The sequence below is a fragment of the Leisingera sp. S2M4 genome, from assembly GCF_055398055.1.
On sequence record NZ_AP040861.1, the window covers coordinates 403,323 to 416,182 of the forward strand.

At 63.6% G+C, this 12,860-nt stretch carries 9 protein-coding genes and 2 tRNA genes; 7 read left to right on the forward strand and 4 right to left on the reverse strand.

What is annotated here, in order from left to right:
* Positions 1-55: 55 nt before the first annotated feature.
* The 5 genes from ACZ52D_RS02030 to ACZ52D_RS02050 all read left to right on the forward strand — a co-directional run bounded on the left by ACZ52D_RS02030 (position 56) and on the right by ACZ52D_RS02050 (position 6,132).
* Complete coding sequence (locus ACZ52D_RS02030; protein WP_222453998.1) at positions 56-1,639, forward strand: ABC transporter substrate-binding protein; 1,584 nt, start codon at positions 56-58, stop codon at positions 1,637-1,639.
* A gap of 1 nt (position 1,640) precedes the next feature.
* Entirely contained in the window at positions 1,641-2,597 is a 957-nt protein-coding gene (locus ACZ52D_RS02035; RefSeq protein WP_369927110.1) for an ABC transporter permease, read from the forward strand.
* On the forward strand, positions 2,594-3,409 hold the full coding sequence (locus ACZ52D_RS02040) for an ABC transporter permease (RefSeq protein WP_222454000.1): 816 nt from the start codon (positions 2,594-2,596) through the stop codon (positions 3,407-3,409). Before ACZ52D_RS02035 ends, ACZ52D_RS02040 begins: the two co-directional genes overlap by 4 nt.
* Positions 3,406-5,043 (forward strand): ABC transporter ATP-binding protein, encoded by a 1,638-nt coding sequence (locus ACZ52D_RS02045; protein WP_464442385.1) that lies wholly within the window; start codon positions 3,406-3,408, stop codon positions 5,041-5,043. The genes ACZ52D_RS02040 and ACZ52D_RS02045 overlap by 4 nt, the downstream gene beginning before the upstream one ends.
* Before the next feature lie 252 nt (positions 5,044-5,295).
* Positions 5,296-6,132 carry an alkaline phosphatase family protein gene (locus ACZ52D_RS02050; RefSeq protein ID WP_464442386.1) on the forward strand — a complete coding sequence of 279 codons (837 nt, stop codon included), beginning with the start codon at positions 5,296-5,298 and terminating at the stop codon, positions 6,130-6,132.
* Positions 6,133-6,206: 74 nt separating this feature from the next.
* On the opposite strand, the gene ACZ52D_RS02055 is transcribed toward ACZ52D_RS02050, so the two are convergent.
* The 4 genes from ACZ52D_RS02055 to ACZ52D_RS02070 form a co-directional block, all read right to left on the reverse strand.
* Positions 6,207-7,133, reverse strand: coding sequence for an alpha/beta hydrolase (locus ACZ52D_RS02055; protein ID WP_464442387.1), 927 nt, complete (start codon positions 7,131-7,133; stop codon positions 6,207-6,209).
* 144 nt (positions 7,134-7,277) lie between these two features.
* Positions 7,278-9,173, reverse strand: a complete 1,896-nt coding sequence (locus ACZ52D_RS02060) for an acyl-CoA synthetase (RefSeq protein WP_464442388.1) — start codon at positions 9,171-9,173, stop codon at positions 7,278-7,280.
* A gap of 222 nt (positions 9,174-9,395) precedes the next feature.
* Positions 9,396-11,195 (reverse strand): ABC transporter transmembrane domain-containing protein, encoded by a 1,800-nt coding sequence (locus ACZ52D_RS02065; RefSeq protein WP_464442389.1) that lies wholly within the window; start codon positions 11,193-11,195, stop codon positions 9,396-9,398.
* 232 nt (positions 11,196-11,427) lie between these two features.
* Positions 11,428-11,501: transfer RNA gene (locus tag ACZ52D_RS02070), tRNA-Gly, on the reverse strand.
* 181 nt (positions 11,502-11,682) lie between these two features.
* Between ACZ52D_RS02070 and ACZ52D_RS02075 the strand changes: the two genes are divergently transcribed.
* Positions 11,683-12,396 carry a CbiX/SirB N-terminal domain-containing protein gene (locus ACZ52D_RS02075; protein WP_464442390.1) on the forward strand — a complete coding sequence of 238 codons (714 nt, stop codon included), beginning with the start codon at positions 11,683-11,685 and terminating at the stop codon, positions 12,394-12,396.
* A 187-nt stretch (positions 12,397-12,583) separates the two neighbouring features.
* A tRNA-Cys gene (locus tag ACZ52D_RS02080) sits at positions 12,584-12,657 on the forward strand.
* The last annotated feature ends 203 nt before the right edge of the window (positions 12,658-12,860 follow it).

The window sequence follows — 12,860 nt, forward strand, 5'->3', positions numbered from 1 at the left end:
AACCATCAATTAAAAAACGGGTGTTTACAGCACCTAATCAAACCGGGAGATCCTCATGAACAGACACATCCAGTATCTGGCCAGCCAGGCCGTGGCAGGCAAGCTGTCGCGTCGCGAATTCCTGGGCAAGGCCGCGGCTCTGGGCTTTACCGCCGTGTCCGCCAATCTTGTCCTCGCCAACAGCGCCCGCGCGGCCGGTCCCCAGACAGGCGGCACCCTGCGTATGGGTCTGCAAGGCGGCTCGACCACGGACAGCCTCGATCCGGCTTTGGTCACCAACACCGCTGGCCTGATGATCACCCGCCTCTGGGGCGAAACCCTGGTCGAGCTGGCCGAGGACGGCGGCATTGAGGGCAAGTTGGCCGAAAGCTACGAGGCTTCGGCGGACGCCAAGACCTGGACCTTCAAACTGCGCCCCGGCGTGACCTACTCGAACGGGCAGAACGTGACCGCTGACGACGTGGTCAAAACCATGGAGCGCCACAGCGGCGAAGACACCAAGTCCGGCGCCCTGGGCATCATGCGCGGTATCAAGGATGTGCGCGCGGACGGTGACACCGTGGTCTTCGAACTGGACAGCCCGAATGCCGACCTGCCCTATCTGCTGGCCGATTATCACCTGATCATCCAACCGGGTGGCGGCGTCGATGACCCGGCCGCAGCCATCGGTACCGGCCCCTACATCATCAAGTCCGCCGACATGGGCGTGCGCGTGGTGGCCGAGAAGAACCCCAACTACTGGGGCGATCTGGGCTATGCCGAGACCGTGGAAATCATCGTCATCAACGACGACACCGCCCGTGTTGCCGCACTGCAGTCCGGCCAGGTGGACGTCATCGACCGGGTGCCGCCGCGCACCGCGAAGCTGGTCGACCGCGCGCCCAACATCACCGTGCATTCGACCTCGGCGGCAGGCCATTACGTGTTCATCATGCACTGCAATACGGCCCCGTTCGACAACAACGACCTGCGGATGGCGCTGAAGTACGGCATCAACCGTCAGGAAATGGTCGACAAGATCCTGAACGGCTACGGCACCGTCGGCAACGACACCCCGATCAACGCCTCCTATCCGATGTACACCGAGCTGGAGCAGCGCACCTTCGATCCCGACAAGGCGATGCACCACCTGAAGAAGTCGGGTCACGACGGCTCCATCCTGCTGCGCACCTCCGACAACTCCTTCCCCGGTGCGCCGGATGCGGCGGCGCTGTTCCAGCAGTCGCTGTCCAGCGCCGGCATCAAGCTGGACGTCAAGCGCGAGCCGAATGACGGGTACTGGTCGGAAGTGTGGAACAACAAGCCCTTCTGCACCAGCTACTGGGGCGGCCGTCCGACCCAAGACCAGATGTTCACCACTGCCTATCTGTCGACTGCCGACTGGAACGACACCCGCTTCAACAACGAGCAGTTCGACCAGATGCTGATCGCCGCCCGCGGCGAGCTGGACGTGGCCAAGCGGACGCAGATGTACGCCGACATGTCGACGATCCTGCGCGACGAAGGCGGTCTGATCTGCCCGATGTTCAACGACTTCGTCGAAGCGACCGGCGACCGCGTGGACGGGTTCGTGGCAGGCATGCCGGGGCAGGTTCTGATGAACGGCTACGCCGCCAGCAAGATGTGGGTCAAAGCCTAAGATGTCCCCAATCGTGAAACTTCTGGCTCAGCGCATCGCGCTGAGCCTACTTCTTCTGTTGCTCATCTCGGCGGTGATCTTCGCCGGGACCATCGTCCTTCCGGGGGATGTGGCCCAGTCCATTCTCGGCCAGTCCGCAACCCCTGAAGCCCTGGCCAACCTGCGCGCCGAACTGGGCGTCAACGACCCGCCGGTGGAGCGCTATTTCTCCTGGCTGTTCGGTGCGATCCAGGGCGATCTGGGCACCGCATTGACCAGCGGACAGGACATTGCCGAAGCACTGAGCAACCGGTTCTGGAATACCCTGTTCCTGGCTTTCTGGGCCGCCGTGGTTGCGGTGCCGCTGGCCATCTTTCTCGGCCTGCTGGCCGTCCGCTACAAGGACCGCTGGCCGGACAAGCTGATCTCTGCCGTCACGCTCGCCTCGATCTCGATCCCCGAATTCCTGATCGGCTATGTGCTGATGTATTTCATCGCGGTGAAGCTGCGCTGGTTCCCCTCGGTCGCGATGATCAACGACAGCATGAGCCTGCTGGACAAGCTGAGCGCGATCGCGCTGCCCGTCGCCGTGCTGACGCTGGTGGTGCTGGCGCATATGATGCGCATGACCCGCGCCGCGATCCTCAACGTGATGCAGTCGGCGTATATCGAGACCGCCGAGCTGAAGGGCCTCAATGCCTTTCAGGTGATCTTCCGTCATGCCTTTCCCAACGCGATCGCGCCGATCGTCAACGTGGTGATGCTGAACCTGGCCTATCTGGTGGTCGGGGTCGTGGTGATCGAAGTGGTCTTTGTTTACCCCGGCATGGGCCAATATCTGGTCGACCATGTCTCCAAGCGTGACGTGCCCGTGGTGCAGGCCTGCGGCCTGATCTTTGCCGCGGTCTATATCGGCCTGAACATGATTGCCGACATCGTCGCCATCCTGAGCAACCCGCGTCTGAGGCATCCGAAATGAAGAATATCCCCATTTCCGCACTCGTCGGGCTGTTTTTCACCGCCCTCTATTTTCTCGGGGCCATCTTTGCTCCGCTGCTGGCGCCCTACGGGGTCGGCGAAATTGTCGGCGACGTCTGGGAGCCCTCCAGCGCCGACTACCTGCTGGGCACCGACAATATCGGCCGCGACCTGCTGAGCCGGATGATCTACGGCGGCCGCACCACCATCTTCATCGCCTCTGCCGCGACGGTTCTGTCGTTCACGCTGGGCTCCGTGCTGGGTTTCTTTGCCGCCGTGATGGGCGGCTGGGTCGACCAGATGCTGTCGCGTTTCGTCGATCTGGCGATGTCCATCCCGACGCTGATCTTCGCACTGGTGGTGCTGTCGGTGGCACCGGTGACCATTCCGATGCTGATCATCGTGATGGGCCTTCTGGATTCCACCCGCGTCTACCGTCTGGCCCGCGCCGTCGCGGTGGATATCGAGGTCATGGACTTTGTCGAGGCAGCCCGTCTGCGCGGCGAGAAAACCGCCTGGATCATCTTCCGCGAGATCCTGCCCAACGCGCTGTCGCCGCTCATCGCCGAGATGGGCCTGCGTTTCATCTTCGCGGTGCTGTTCGTCTCCACCCTGTCCTTCCTGGGCCTGGGTGTGCAACCGCCCGAGGCTGACTGGGGCGGCATCGTGAAGGAGAACAAGGAAGGCATCGTCTATGGCATCCCGGCGGCGCTGATCCCGGCCTTTGCCATCGCCACGCTGGCGATCTCGGTGAACCTGGTCGCTGACTGGGTGCTGAACCGGACAACCTCGCTGAAAGGAGGCCGCGGATGAGCGATACCCTGTTGAAAGTCCGCGACCTGAAGATTGGCGCGACCGTCTACCCGCCGGGGGAGAAGCCCCGCGACATCGAGATCGTGCACGGGGTCAGCTTTGACCTCGCGCCCGGCAGGGTGTTGGGGCTGATCGGTGAATCCGGGGCCGGCAAATCCACCATTGGCCTTGCCTCCATGGCCTACGGCCGCGGCGGCGTGAAGATCACCGGCGGCGAGGTCTGGGTGAACGGCCGCGACATCCTCAAGTCCAAGCTCGGCGATATCCGCCGCTTGCGCGGCGGCGAGGTCACCTATGTGTCGCAATCGGCAGCCGCGTCCTTCAACCCGGCCAAGAAGATCATGGACCAGGTAGTGGAAGCCGCCGTCGAGCAGAAGAAGTTCTCCCGCAAGGAGGCCGAGGCCCGTGCGCGCGCGCTGTTTGCCAAGCTGGGCCTGCCGGATCCGGACAACATCGGCGACCGCTACCCGCACCAGGTGTCGGGCGGCCAGCTGCAGCGCTGCATGACGGCGCTGGCGCTCTGTCCCGAGCCGGACCTGGTGGTGTTCGACGAGCCGACGACGGCGCTGGACGTGACCACCCAGATCGACGTGCTGATGGCGATCAAGGAAGCCATCCGCGACACCGGCGTTGCGGCGCTCTACATCACCCATGACCTCGCGGTTGTGGCGCAGGTGAGCGATGACATCATGGTGCTGAAGATGGGCAACACGGTCGAATACGGCCCTGTTGACCAGATCATCAACAACCCGCAGGAGGAGTACACGCAGGCGCTGGTCTCGGTCCGTTCCATCGAGCACGAGGAAAAATCGCCAACCGAGGAGCCGGTACTGAGCGTGCGCAACATCACCGCGCGCTACAAGGGCACCCAGTTCGACGTGCTGCACAACGTGAACGTCGATCTGTATCCCGGCCAGACCCTGGCCGTGGTGGGGGAGTCCGGCTCCGGCAAATCGACGCTCGCCCGGGTGATCACCGGCCTTCTGCCGCCGCGCGAGGGGGAAATCGAGTTCGCCGGTCGCGTCCTGTCGCCCGACCTCAAGGGCCGCACCCGCGAGGACCTGCGCGAGTTGCAGATGATCTACCAGATGGCCGATGTGGCGATGAACCCGCGCCAGACGGTGGGCACCATCGTCGGCCGACCGCTGGAGTTCTACTTTGGCCTGCGCGGCGCGGAAAAGCGCAAGCGGGTCATCGAACTGCTGGACGAGATCGAGCTGGGCGAAAAATTCATCGATCGCTACCCGGCGGAACTCTCCGGCGGCCAGAAGCAGCGTGTCTGCATCGCTCGCGCCCTGGCGGCAAAGCCCAAGATGATCATCTGCGACGAGGTCACCTCGGCGCTGGATCCCCTGGTGGCGGACGGCATCCTCAAGCTGCTGTTGGAGCTGCAGAAAATCGAGGATGTCGCCTACCTGTTCATCACCCACGACCTGGCCACGGTGCGGGCGATCTCCGACAACATCGCGGTGATGTACCAGGGCAAGGTGCAGCGCTACGGCGGCAAGAGCCAGGTGCTCAGCCCGCCGTTCGACGACTACACCGACCTGCTACTCAACTCGGTGCCGGAAATGCGGCTGGGCTGGCTGGAAGAGGTGATCGCCAACCGCAAGATGGAGAGCGCCGGCAACTGACGCCGCCAGCAGGAATTCAGGCTGATGGCCCCTGCCCCGCTTGCGCGGCGGGGGCCTTTTTCTGACCTGCGATGCCAGGCCGTGCCGGATGAGGAAACCCACTGCACCTTGCGCGGTTTCGCCCCCTTTGCATCAAGAGACCTTTCCAGTGAAACAGCGCATTTGCGACATCATTCTTCGGGTTTGGACCGGCGTGGCTGCTCCTTGTCCGCATGATGGCCGTGAGGCGAATTGACCCCCAAAGGAGCATCCATGAATAGCAAGCTTCTTCTCATCATTCTCGACGGCGTGCCCTGGCGCAACTTTCGCCGTCTGTTCGGAAATCTGGAGGGATGGGTCGACAGCGGCGACGCCCGCGTCTGGAAGCTGCGCTCGGTGCTGCCGTCGATTTCGGCCAGCTGTTATGCCTCGATCCACACCGGCGTGGCGCCAGCGGTCCATGGCTGCACCGGCAACGCCAATGTCTTCCGCCTGAAGGAAAAGGACGTGTTCTCGCAGGTGCGTGCGGCTGGTGGTGTGACTGGCGCCGTGGCGCACAGCTACTGGTCGTCCTTCTTCAATCGCCACCCCTTCGATCCGGTGCGCGACATCGAGTATGACGAACCGGACAGCGCCACCATCAACCACGGCCGGTTTCACAGCATGACCGGCTATGGCAAGGACAACCAGATGACGCCCTGCGACGTCGATCTGTTTGCCACGCTGACCAACCTGTGCATGCGCTTCGGCCTGGACTACGGCATGCTGCACACGTGTACGCTGGACAGCATGGGGCATCGGTTCTTCCACGACTGCCAGGAGATGGACCACGCCTGTTTCGTGATGGACGAAATGCTGGCGCCCTTCATCCACCGCTGGCGGGACATGGGATATGAGGTGATCGTGACCGCGGATCACGGCCAGGATGAACGCGGCCACCACGGCGGTCGCGATCCGCTGCAACAGGAAACGGCGCTCTACTACTTTGGCGAGGCTGAAGGGCCTGCGCGCGATGATGTCATCGATCAACGCCAGCTGGCGCCCACCATCCTGACCCGGCTGGGCGCCCCGGTAGCGGACACCATGACCGCCGCCTCCTTTTTGCAGTAACCCCAACTGGCGGTGGCCTGTACGCAGGCCATCGCCCCAGACCATCGCGCGGGGATCGTGTCGGCAGCGCCCGATCAATCCTCGAAAGACCAGATCTCCTGACCAAGCGCTTCGATCGCAATCGAAATGCGCTCGAAACTGTCGCGGGCACGGCTGACGCTGTGGCGGGCCCTCAGATACCCGTGGACCAACCCGGACTCGTTGATCCAGTGCGCCTTGCCGCCCGCTGCCTGAATCCGATCACGGTAATGGCGCGAGTCGTCGCGCACGGGGTCGCAATCCGCCGTCACCAGGACCGTCGGCGGCAGATCCGCAAAATCGCTGTCCTGCAGGGGCGAAAACCGGGGATCCCCCTCCGGCACCGCGCCCCCCGCACGCAGCTTGGTGTAATATAGGATGTCTTCGCGCGTCAGCATCGGCGCATGGGCGTGTTCGACATAAGATCCTTCGTCCATATCGCCGCCAAGCGCCCCGTAGATCAGCACCTGCCCCAGCACCACCTCGCAACGGCCCCGGGCGTGATGCGCCACCGCGGCACACAGGTTCGCCCCGGCGCTGTCCCCCGCGAGGACAATACTGCGGCCATAGGTCGTGCCCGCCCATGTCAGCACCGCCCAGACATCGTCAAAGCTCGCCGGGTGCGGGTGTTCCGGTGCCAACCTGTAATCAACCGAGACCACGCGGTAGCCGGTCTGGGCACAGATTTCGGCGCAGACATCGTCATGGCTGTCCAGCCCACCGACCACGAAGCCGCCACCGTGACAGTAAAGCACCGTGCGGGTGGGATCGCCCGCGGTATATATCCGCACCGGCACATTGTGGGCGGTCTCATCCTGCGTCGCGACCACGTCCGGCCGTGGCATGCGGAACTCGCGCGCCATCGCATCATAGATCTTGCGTTGCTCGGTGATCGGCAGCTCAACGGCGTCATCGGGATACAGTTCCCCGGTCTTCTGGATAAACTCCCAGGTTTCCTCGTCGATCAGCCTTTCGTAATCCATCCGTGCCTCCCGGTGGCCAGAGTTTTCCCGAGCCTAGGCGGGCTTGGCCGCAAATGGAATGGTTGAAAAAAAGAGCGCCCCAAGAAGGGACGCCCCGTGTGGCCAAGGTGATGGCCAATCGTGCCTGCATGACCTGTGCAGCGATCAGCTTGCCGCAGCAGGCTCCCACGGGCGCGTGAAGCTGTTCAGCACCCCCGCAACCTCTGCCTCAGAGCTGCCATTGGCGGCAACCTGAGCCACCAGGCCGCGTTTCTTGTCATCGACCACGGACGTGACCCGTGCCGCCACCCCGGCCTTCTCCAGCGCCTCATTGTAGACGCGGGTGATGGCCATCTTTCGAAGGTCCGGTTTGAACACCTTGCCGACCGCGGTCTTTGGCAGCTCGTCCAGCACCGTCAGATGCTTTGGGATCGCCGCGCGCTCATGGACATGAGTCGCGCAATAGTCGAGCAACTCCTTCTCGGACACGCTGGCACCATCGACCAGTTCGACATAGGCGCAGGGCAGTTCGCCCGAATGGGCATCCGGCTGGCCAATGGCCCCGGCAAAGGCGACCGCCTCATGCCCCAGAAGCGCCTCTTCGATCTCCGCCGGGTCGATGTTGTGGCCGCCGCGGATAATCAGGTCCTTGGCGCGACCGGTGATCCAGAGATAGCCGTCCGCATCGATCCGCCCCAGGTCGCCCGTGCGCAGGAACTTGTCCTGGTAATACAGTCCCACGTTCTTGTCCGCTTCGGTGTAGGTATGCCCGGCATAGACACCCGGGTTCGAGACGCAAATCTCGCCCACCTCGTCCACGCCGCATTCCCGCGCGCCCGCACCGTTCTGCTGCACGATGCGCACATCCGTATAGGGAAAGGGAATACCGACGGAGCCGACCTTCTTCTCGCCACCGGGCGGGTTGCAGGACACCAGGCAGGTCGCCTCGGTCAGCCCGTAGCCCTCGACGATGGCCACACCCGAGGCGGCCTCGAATCGCTTGAACAGCTCCATCGGCATCGGGGCCGATCCGGAGAAGGCGGTTTTCACGCTGGAGATATCAGCATCGACCTCGCGCTGCATCAGCGCCGAAACCGCGGTCGGCACGGTGATGATGAAGGTGATCTTCCAGCGTTCGATCAGCTTCCAGAAATTGTCGAACACGCCTTCGCCGCGGTAGCCCTGCGGTGTCGGGAACACAACATGCGCGCCCGACGCGATCGCCGCCATCACGATCACATGCACGGCAAACACATGGAACAGCGGCAAAGGACACATGATGTTGTCCTCTTCGCTGAACAAAAGCGTATGCCCCAGCCAGCCGTTGTAGATCAGGCCCGAATACTTGTGCTGCGCCACCTTGGGCATGCCGGTGGTGCCGCCGGTGTGGAAATAGCAGGCCACCCGGTCGCCCGCGGAATCGGCAAAAGCCAGCGTCTTGGGTTGTTTCGCCATCTCCTTGGCAAAGCTGAGGTATTTCGCCTGTGGCGCACGCGCATCGGCGGCCAGCTTGGGCCGGATCAACGGCACGATCCAGGACTTCGGCGGCGTCAGGTAGCGGTTCAAATCCACCTCCAGCACCGTCGCGACATCCGGCGCATGGCGCACCGCCTCCGCCACCTTCTGGGCCACATCGGTCTTGGGGAAGGGGCGCAGCGTGACGACGACCTTGGCACCGGTCTCGCGCAGGATCGAGGCGATCTGCTCTGCGTCCAGCAGCGGGTTGATCGGGTTGACGATCCCCGCAACGGCCCCGCCCAACATGGTCACCAGCGTCTCGTTACAGTTGGGCAGCACATAGGCGACCACGTCCTGCTCGCCCACGCCCAACGCGCGGAACAGGTTGGCGGCCTGGCTGACCTGATCCTTCAGCGTGGACCAGGTCAGCGTTTCCGCCTTGTCCTGCGGACCCGAGAATATCTGATAGCTGACCGCGTTGCGGTTCGGAAACTTGTCCGCAGTTCGCGACAGCAACCCATAAAGCGTGGCTGGCAGGCCGCGCTCCTCAAACGGCATATCTGCCTGCAGCGCGTCTCTGTCCGCCTTGCCGGAAAAAACCATGAAACTCCTCCCTTGTCCCCCGATGCATCGCGGGATGTGTTCTTGTTCTGCCAGATTATTGCAAACCGCATTTGGCGCAAGCGTCGGGACGGTTCACGCAAAGTCACCTTGCGCTGTGACGTCACGCCATTTCTCTCCGCCCGCGCCTGAACACCCGCCGCGCGCCCCGCGCGGTCGGTCGCCCGGGGCCTAACCCGGCGCGGTTCTTTGATGCCTTGCGAATTACTGCGCGGCCATGCCTTCGGTGAATTGCAACCGGGCCAGACGCGCATAGAGCCCGCCTTCGGCCACCAGCTCATCATGGGTGCCGGTGGCAACGATGTGCCCCTGATCCATCACCACGATGCGGTCTGCCTTCTTTACCGTCGCCAGCCTATGCGCCACGATCAGCGTGGTACGGCCCTGGCTCAGCTCGTCAACCGCGGCCTGCACCAGGCGTTCGCTCTCGGCATCCAGTGCCGAGGTTGCCTCGTCCAGAAGCAACACCGGCGCGTCACGCAGAATGGCGCGGGCGATGGCGATGCGTTGCTTCTGACCGCCCGACAACATCACGCCGCGCTCTCCGAGGAAACTGTCGTAGCCTTCCGGAAGCTTCTGGATGAACTCATGCGCTGCTGCCGCCTGCGCCGCCGCTTCCACCTCGGCGTCGGTGGCATCGGGGCGACCAAATCGGATGTTGTCGCGCGCCGAGGCGGCAAAGATCACCGGATCCTGCGGCACCAGCGCGATGTGACGCCGGAACTCGTCGCGCCGAAGATCGGTCAGCGGCACGCCGTCCAGTTTCACCGCCCCGCTGTTGGGATCGTAGAACCGCTGCAGCATCTGGATGATGGTGGTCTTGCCAGCCCCGGACGGGCCAACGAAGGCCACGGTTTCGCCGGGCGCGACCGTCAGCGACACCCCGTCGAGCGCCGGAACATCCGGCCGCGACGGATAGCGGAAAGACACATCCTCGAACTCAATGCCGCCGCGCACCGGCTGCGGCAGCTGGCGCGAGGAAACCGGGTCCCGCACCGTGTCCTCCGCATTCAGCAGCTCGACCAGCCGCTCGGTCGCGCCGGCGGCGCGCTGCAACTCGCTCCAGATCTCCGACAGCGCCGCGACCGACCCTGCGACCAGCACCGCGTAAATCACGAACTGGATCAACGTGCCCTCGCTCATCACCCCGGCGCGCACGTCGTTGGCGCCCATCCACAAGACGCCCACGATGCCCGAGAACACCAGGAAAATCACGATCACGGTCAGCTGCGCGCGGGTACGGATGCGGCGGCGCGAGACATCGAACGCGGTTTCCGTCATGCGGGCAAAGTCCGCCCGGCTCCGGTCCTCGTGGCTGAAGGCCTGCACCGTCTGCACCGCCCCCAGGGCTTCGCCCGCATTGCCGGAAGAGGCCGCGATCCAATCCTGATTTTCCTTGCTGATGCCGCGCAGGCGGCGCCCCAGGAACAGGATCGGCACAATCACCGCCGGCACGATCAACAACACCATCAGCGTCAACTTCGCCGAGGTCAGCAGCATGAGCACCATGCCGCCAAGGAAAATCAACAGGTTGCGCAGGGCAATTGATACGGAGGACCCCAGAACTGACTGAATCAGAGTGGTATCGGTGGTGATCCGGCTCAGCACCTCGCCGGTCATGATGCGTTCGTAGAAGGCGGGGCTCATGCCGATCACCCGGTCGAAAACCGCCTTGCGGATGTCGGCAACCACCCGCTCACCCAGCCGCGTGACCAGCGCGTAGCGCAACCCGGTGCCCACCGCCAGCAAGGCCGCGATCACCAGTGCCGCGCTGAAATACAGGTTCAACAGCTCCGAATCCGACACCCGGAAATTGTCGACCACCCGCCGCACCGCCAGCGGCAGCGTCAATGACAACCCGGCCGTCATGACCAACGCACAGGTCGCCGCAAACATCAACACCCGGTAGGGCCGCATGAAGGGCCACAGGGCTGCAAGTACCCCGATCTTGCGTGAGGTTGCCCGCTCCTGTTCAGAGTTCGGGGCTGCCGGTTTGCGCGCCATGCCGGTTCCTTTTGCACTGTGGGCAGGCGGGGAGCGACCCCCGCACATTCGTCAGGGTTCATGGCCCTCTCGGCCCGGCAGGTCAAGCACACAGCCCGTGCAAATGCCTCTTCTGGCCCGTTTCCGGGCGCGTCACACTGTATCACCGTGCCACGCAAAGGCCGCGGGCCACCGCCCAGGCAACAGGCAGGGATATCCGCCAAACGGTAGACTGCGAAGATCAGGGAGAGTTTGGAGCGGGTAGCGGGAATCGAACCCGCACCTTAAGCTTGGAAGGCTCTTATGATACCATTTCACCATACCCGCTCGGAGTATTTGCTGATTTATGGGAAGCGTTCGGGAAGGTCAACCACCTTGTAACAGGGATTTTTCCGCCACGGCCAAAAAGTGAGTTTCACCTTGCGCCCGAGCCGCCAAACCCGTCAGATATCACGATAAACCCGCCCCGCACCACGCCTGTCGACCGGCGAACCTGAAGGAAGCGACCGTGAGCCAATCCCAGCGCACCGCCGTCATCACCGCCCACGGCCAGCCCTCCGCACCCGCCCCGGCCGAGGCCGACCTGGCAGACGTTGCGCGGGCTGTTTCCGCGTTTTTGCCCGACTGGGACGTCCGCTCCGCTACCCTCGCCAGCCCCGGTCAGCTGGAAGCGACAGTGACGCCGGGCTCGATCATATACCCTTTCTTCATGTCCCGTGGCTGGTTCACCTCCAAGGTATTGCCAGAGCGGCTCTCAGACATCCCCTGCCACGTCGCGTCACCGTTCGGGCTTGATCCCGCGCTGCCACAGGTGGCCGCGCAGGCGGTGCTGCAGTCTGCCCAGGAACAGGCCTGGCCAGCGTCAGAGGATCTGCATCTGTTGCTCGCAGCCCATGGCTCCGCCCGCGGTCCCAAGGCGGCCGAGGCGGCCGAGGCCTTCGCCGCGCAGTTGCGGCCCCACCTGCCCGGCTGGACGGTGTCGATCGGCTATATCGAACAGGCCCCCCGGCTCGCCGAGGCGGCACGGCAGCTGCCCCCCCGCAGCCTTTGCCTGCCCTTTTTCGCGCAGGCCGGTGACCACGTGCGACAGGACATCCCCGAAGCATTGGAAGACGCGGTTTTCTCCGGACAGGTGCTGCCGGTGACCGGCGCCCTGACCGGGGTGCCGCAACTGATCGCCAAAGCCATCGAGCGCACCGCCCTTGAAAACCAAGACGCATGACGGCTTGCCCTGCTGCGCGCTCATAATGCCCCACCGCTGAGAGCCCCAGCTAGCGAGGTGCTTTGCCCAAGTACGCGTTTAGGAGCCGATGAAACGCCGACGCTTTGTGCATGTTTAGGCTTGTACTGTGCCGTGAATCACGGTACTCCCCGCTACACACCACAAGGACCTTAGAAATAAGGCAAAAGGCGAGTTGGCGGAGTGGTGACGCAGCGGATTGCAAATCCGTGTACACCGGTTCGATTCCGGTACTCGCCTCCAAATAAAATCAAGGCCTTGCGGTGATTTGTCCCCCCAAAAGACGCTAGGAACGACAGTTCCGCAGGGCGAACCGTTCGGTTGCGGCCCGGCAGCGCCGTGCAACCTCGGTTTCTTCGCCTAGAAGGCACGGCAAGTGGCACCTCCGGACCTCTAGCGCCTTACATAGCAACGGTATGCGATCACCGCGGTGACCTCTCCAAAGG

Coding starts and splice junctions, on each gene's coding strand:
- ACZ52D_RS02030 (WP_222453998.1), top strand. CDS start 56: ATGAACAGACACATCCAGTATCTGGCCAGCCAGGCCGTGGCAGGCAAG.
- ACZ52D_RS02035 (WP_369927110.1), top strand. CDS start 1,641: ATGTCCCCAATCGTGAAACTTCTGGCTCAGCGCATCGCGCTGAGCCTA.
- ACZ52D_RS02040 (WP_222454000.1), top strand. CDS start 2,594: ATGAAGAATATCCCCATTTCCGCACTCGTCGGGCTGTTTTTCACCGCC.
- ACZ52D_RS02045 (WP_464442385.1), top strand. CDS start 3,406: ATGAGCGATACCCTGTTGAAAGTCCGCGACCTGAAGATTGGCGCGACC.
- ACZ52D_RS02050 (WP_464442386.1), top strand. CDS start 5,296: ATGAATAGCAAGCTTCTTCTCATCATTCTCGACGGCGTGCCCTGGCGC.
- ACZ52D_RS02055 (WP_464442387.1), bottom strand. CDS start 7,133: ATGGATTACGAAAGGCTGATCGACGAGGAAACCTGGGAGTTTATCCAG.
- ACZ52D_RS02060 (WP_464442388.1), bottom strand. CDS start 9,173: ATGGTTTTTTCCGGCAAGGCGGACAGAGACGCGCTGCAGGCAGATATG.
- ACZ52D_RS02065 (WP_464442389.1), bottom strand. CDS start 11,195: ATGGCGCGCAAACCGGCAGCCCCGAACTCTGAACAGGAGCGGGCAACC.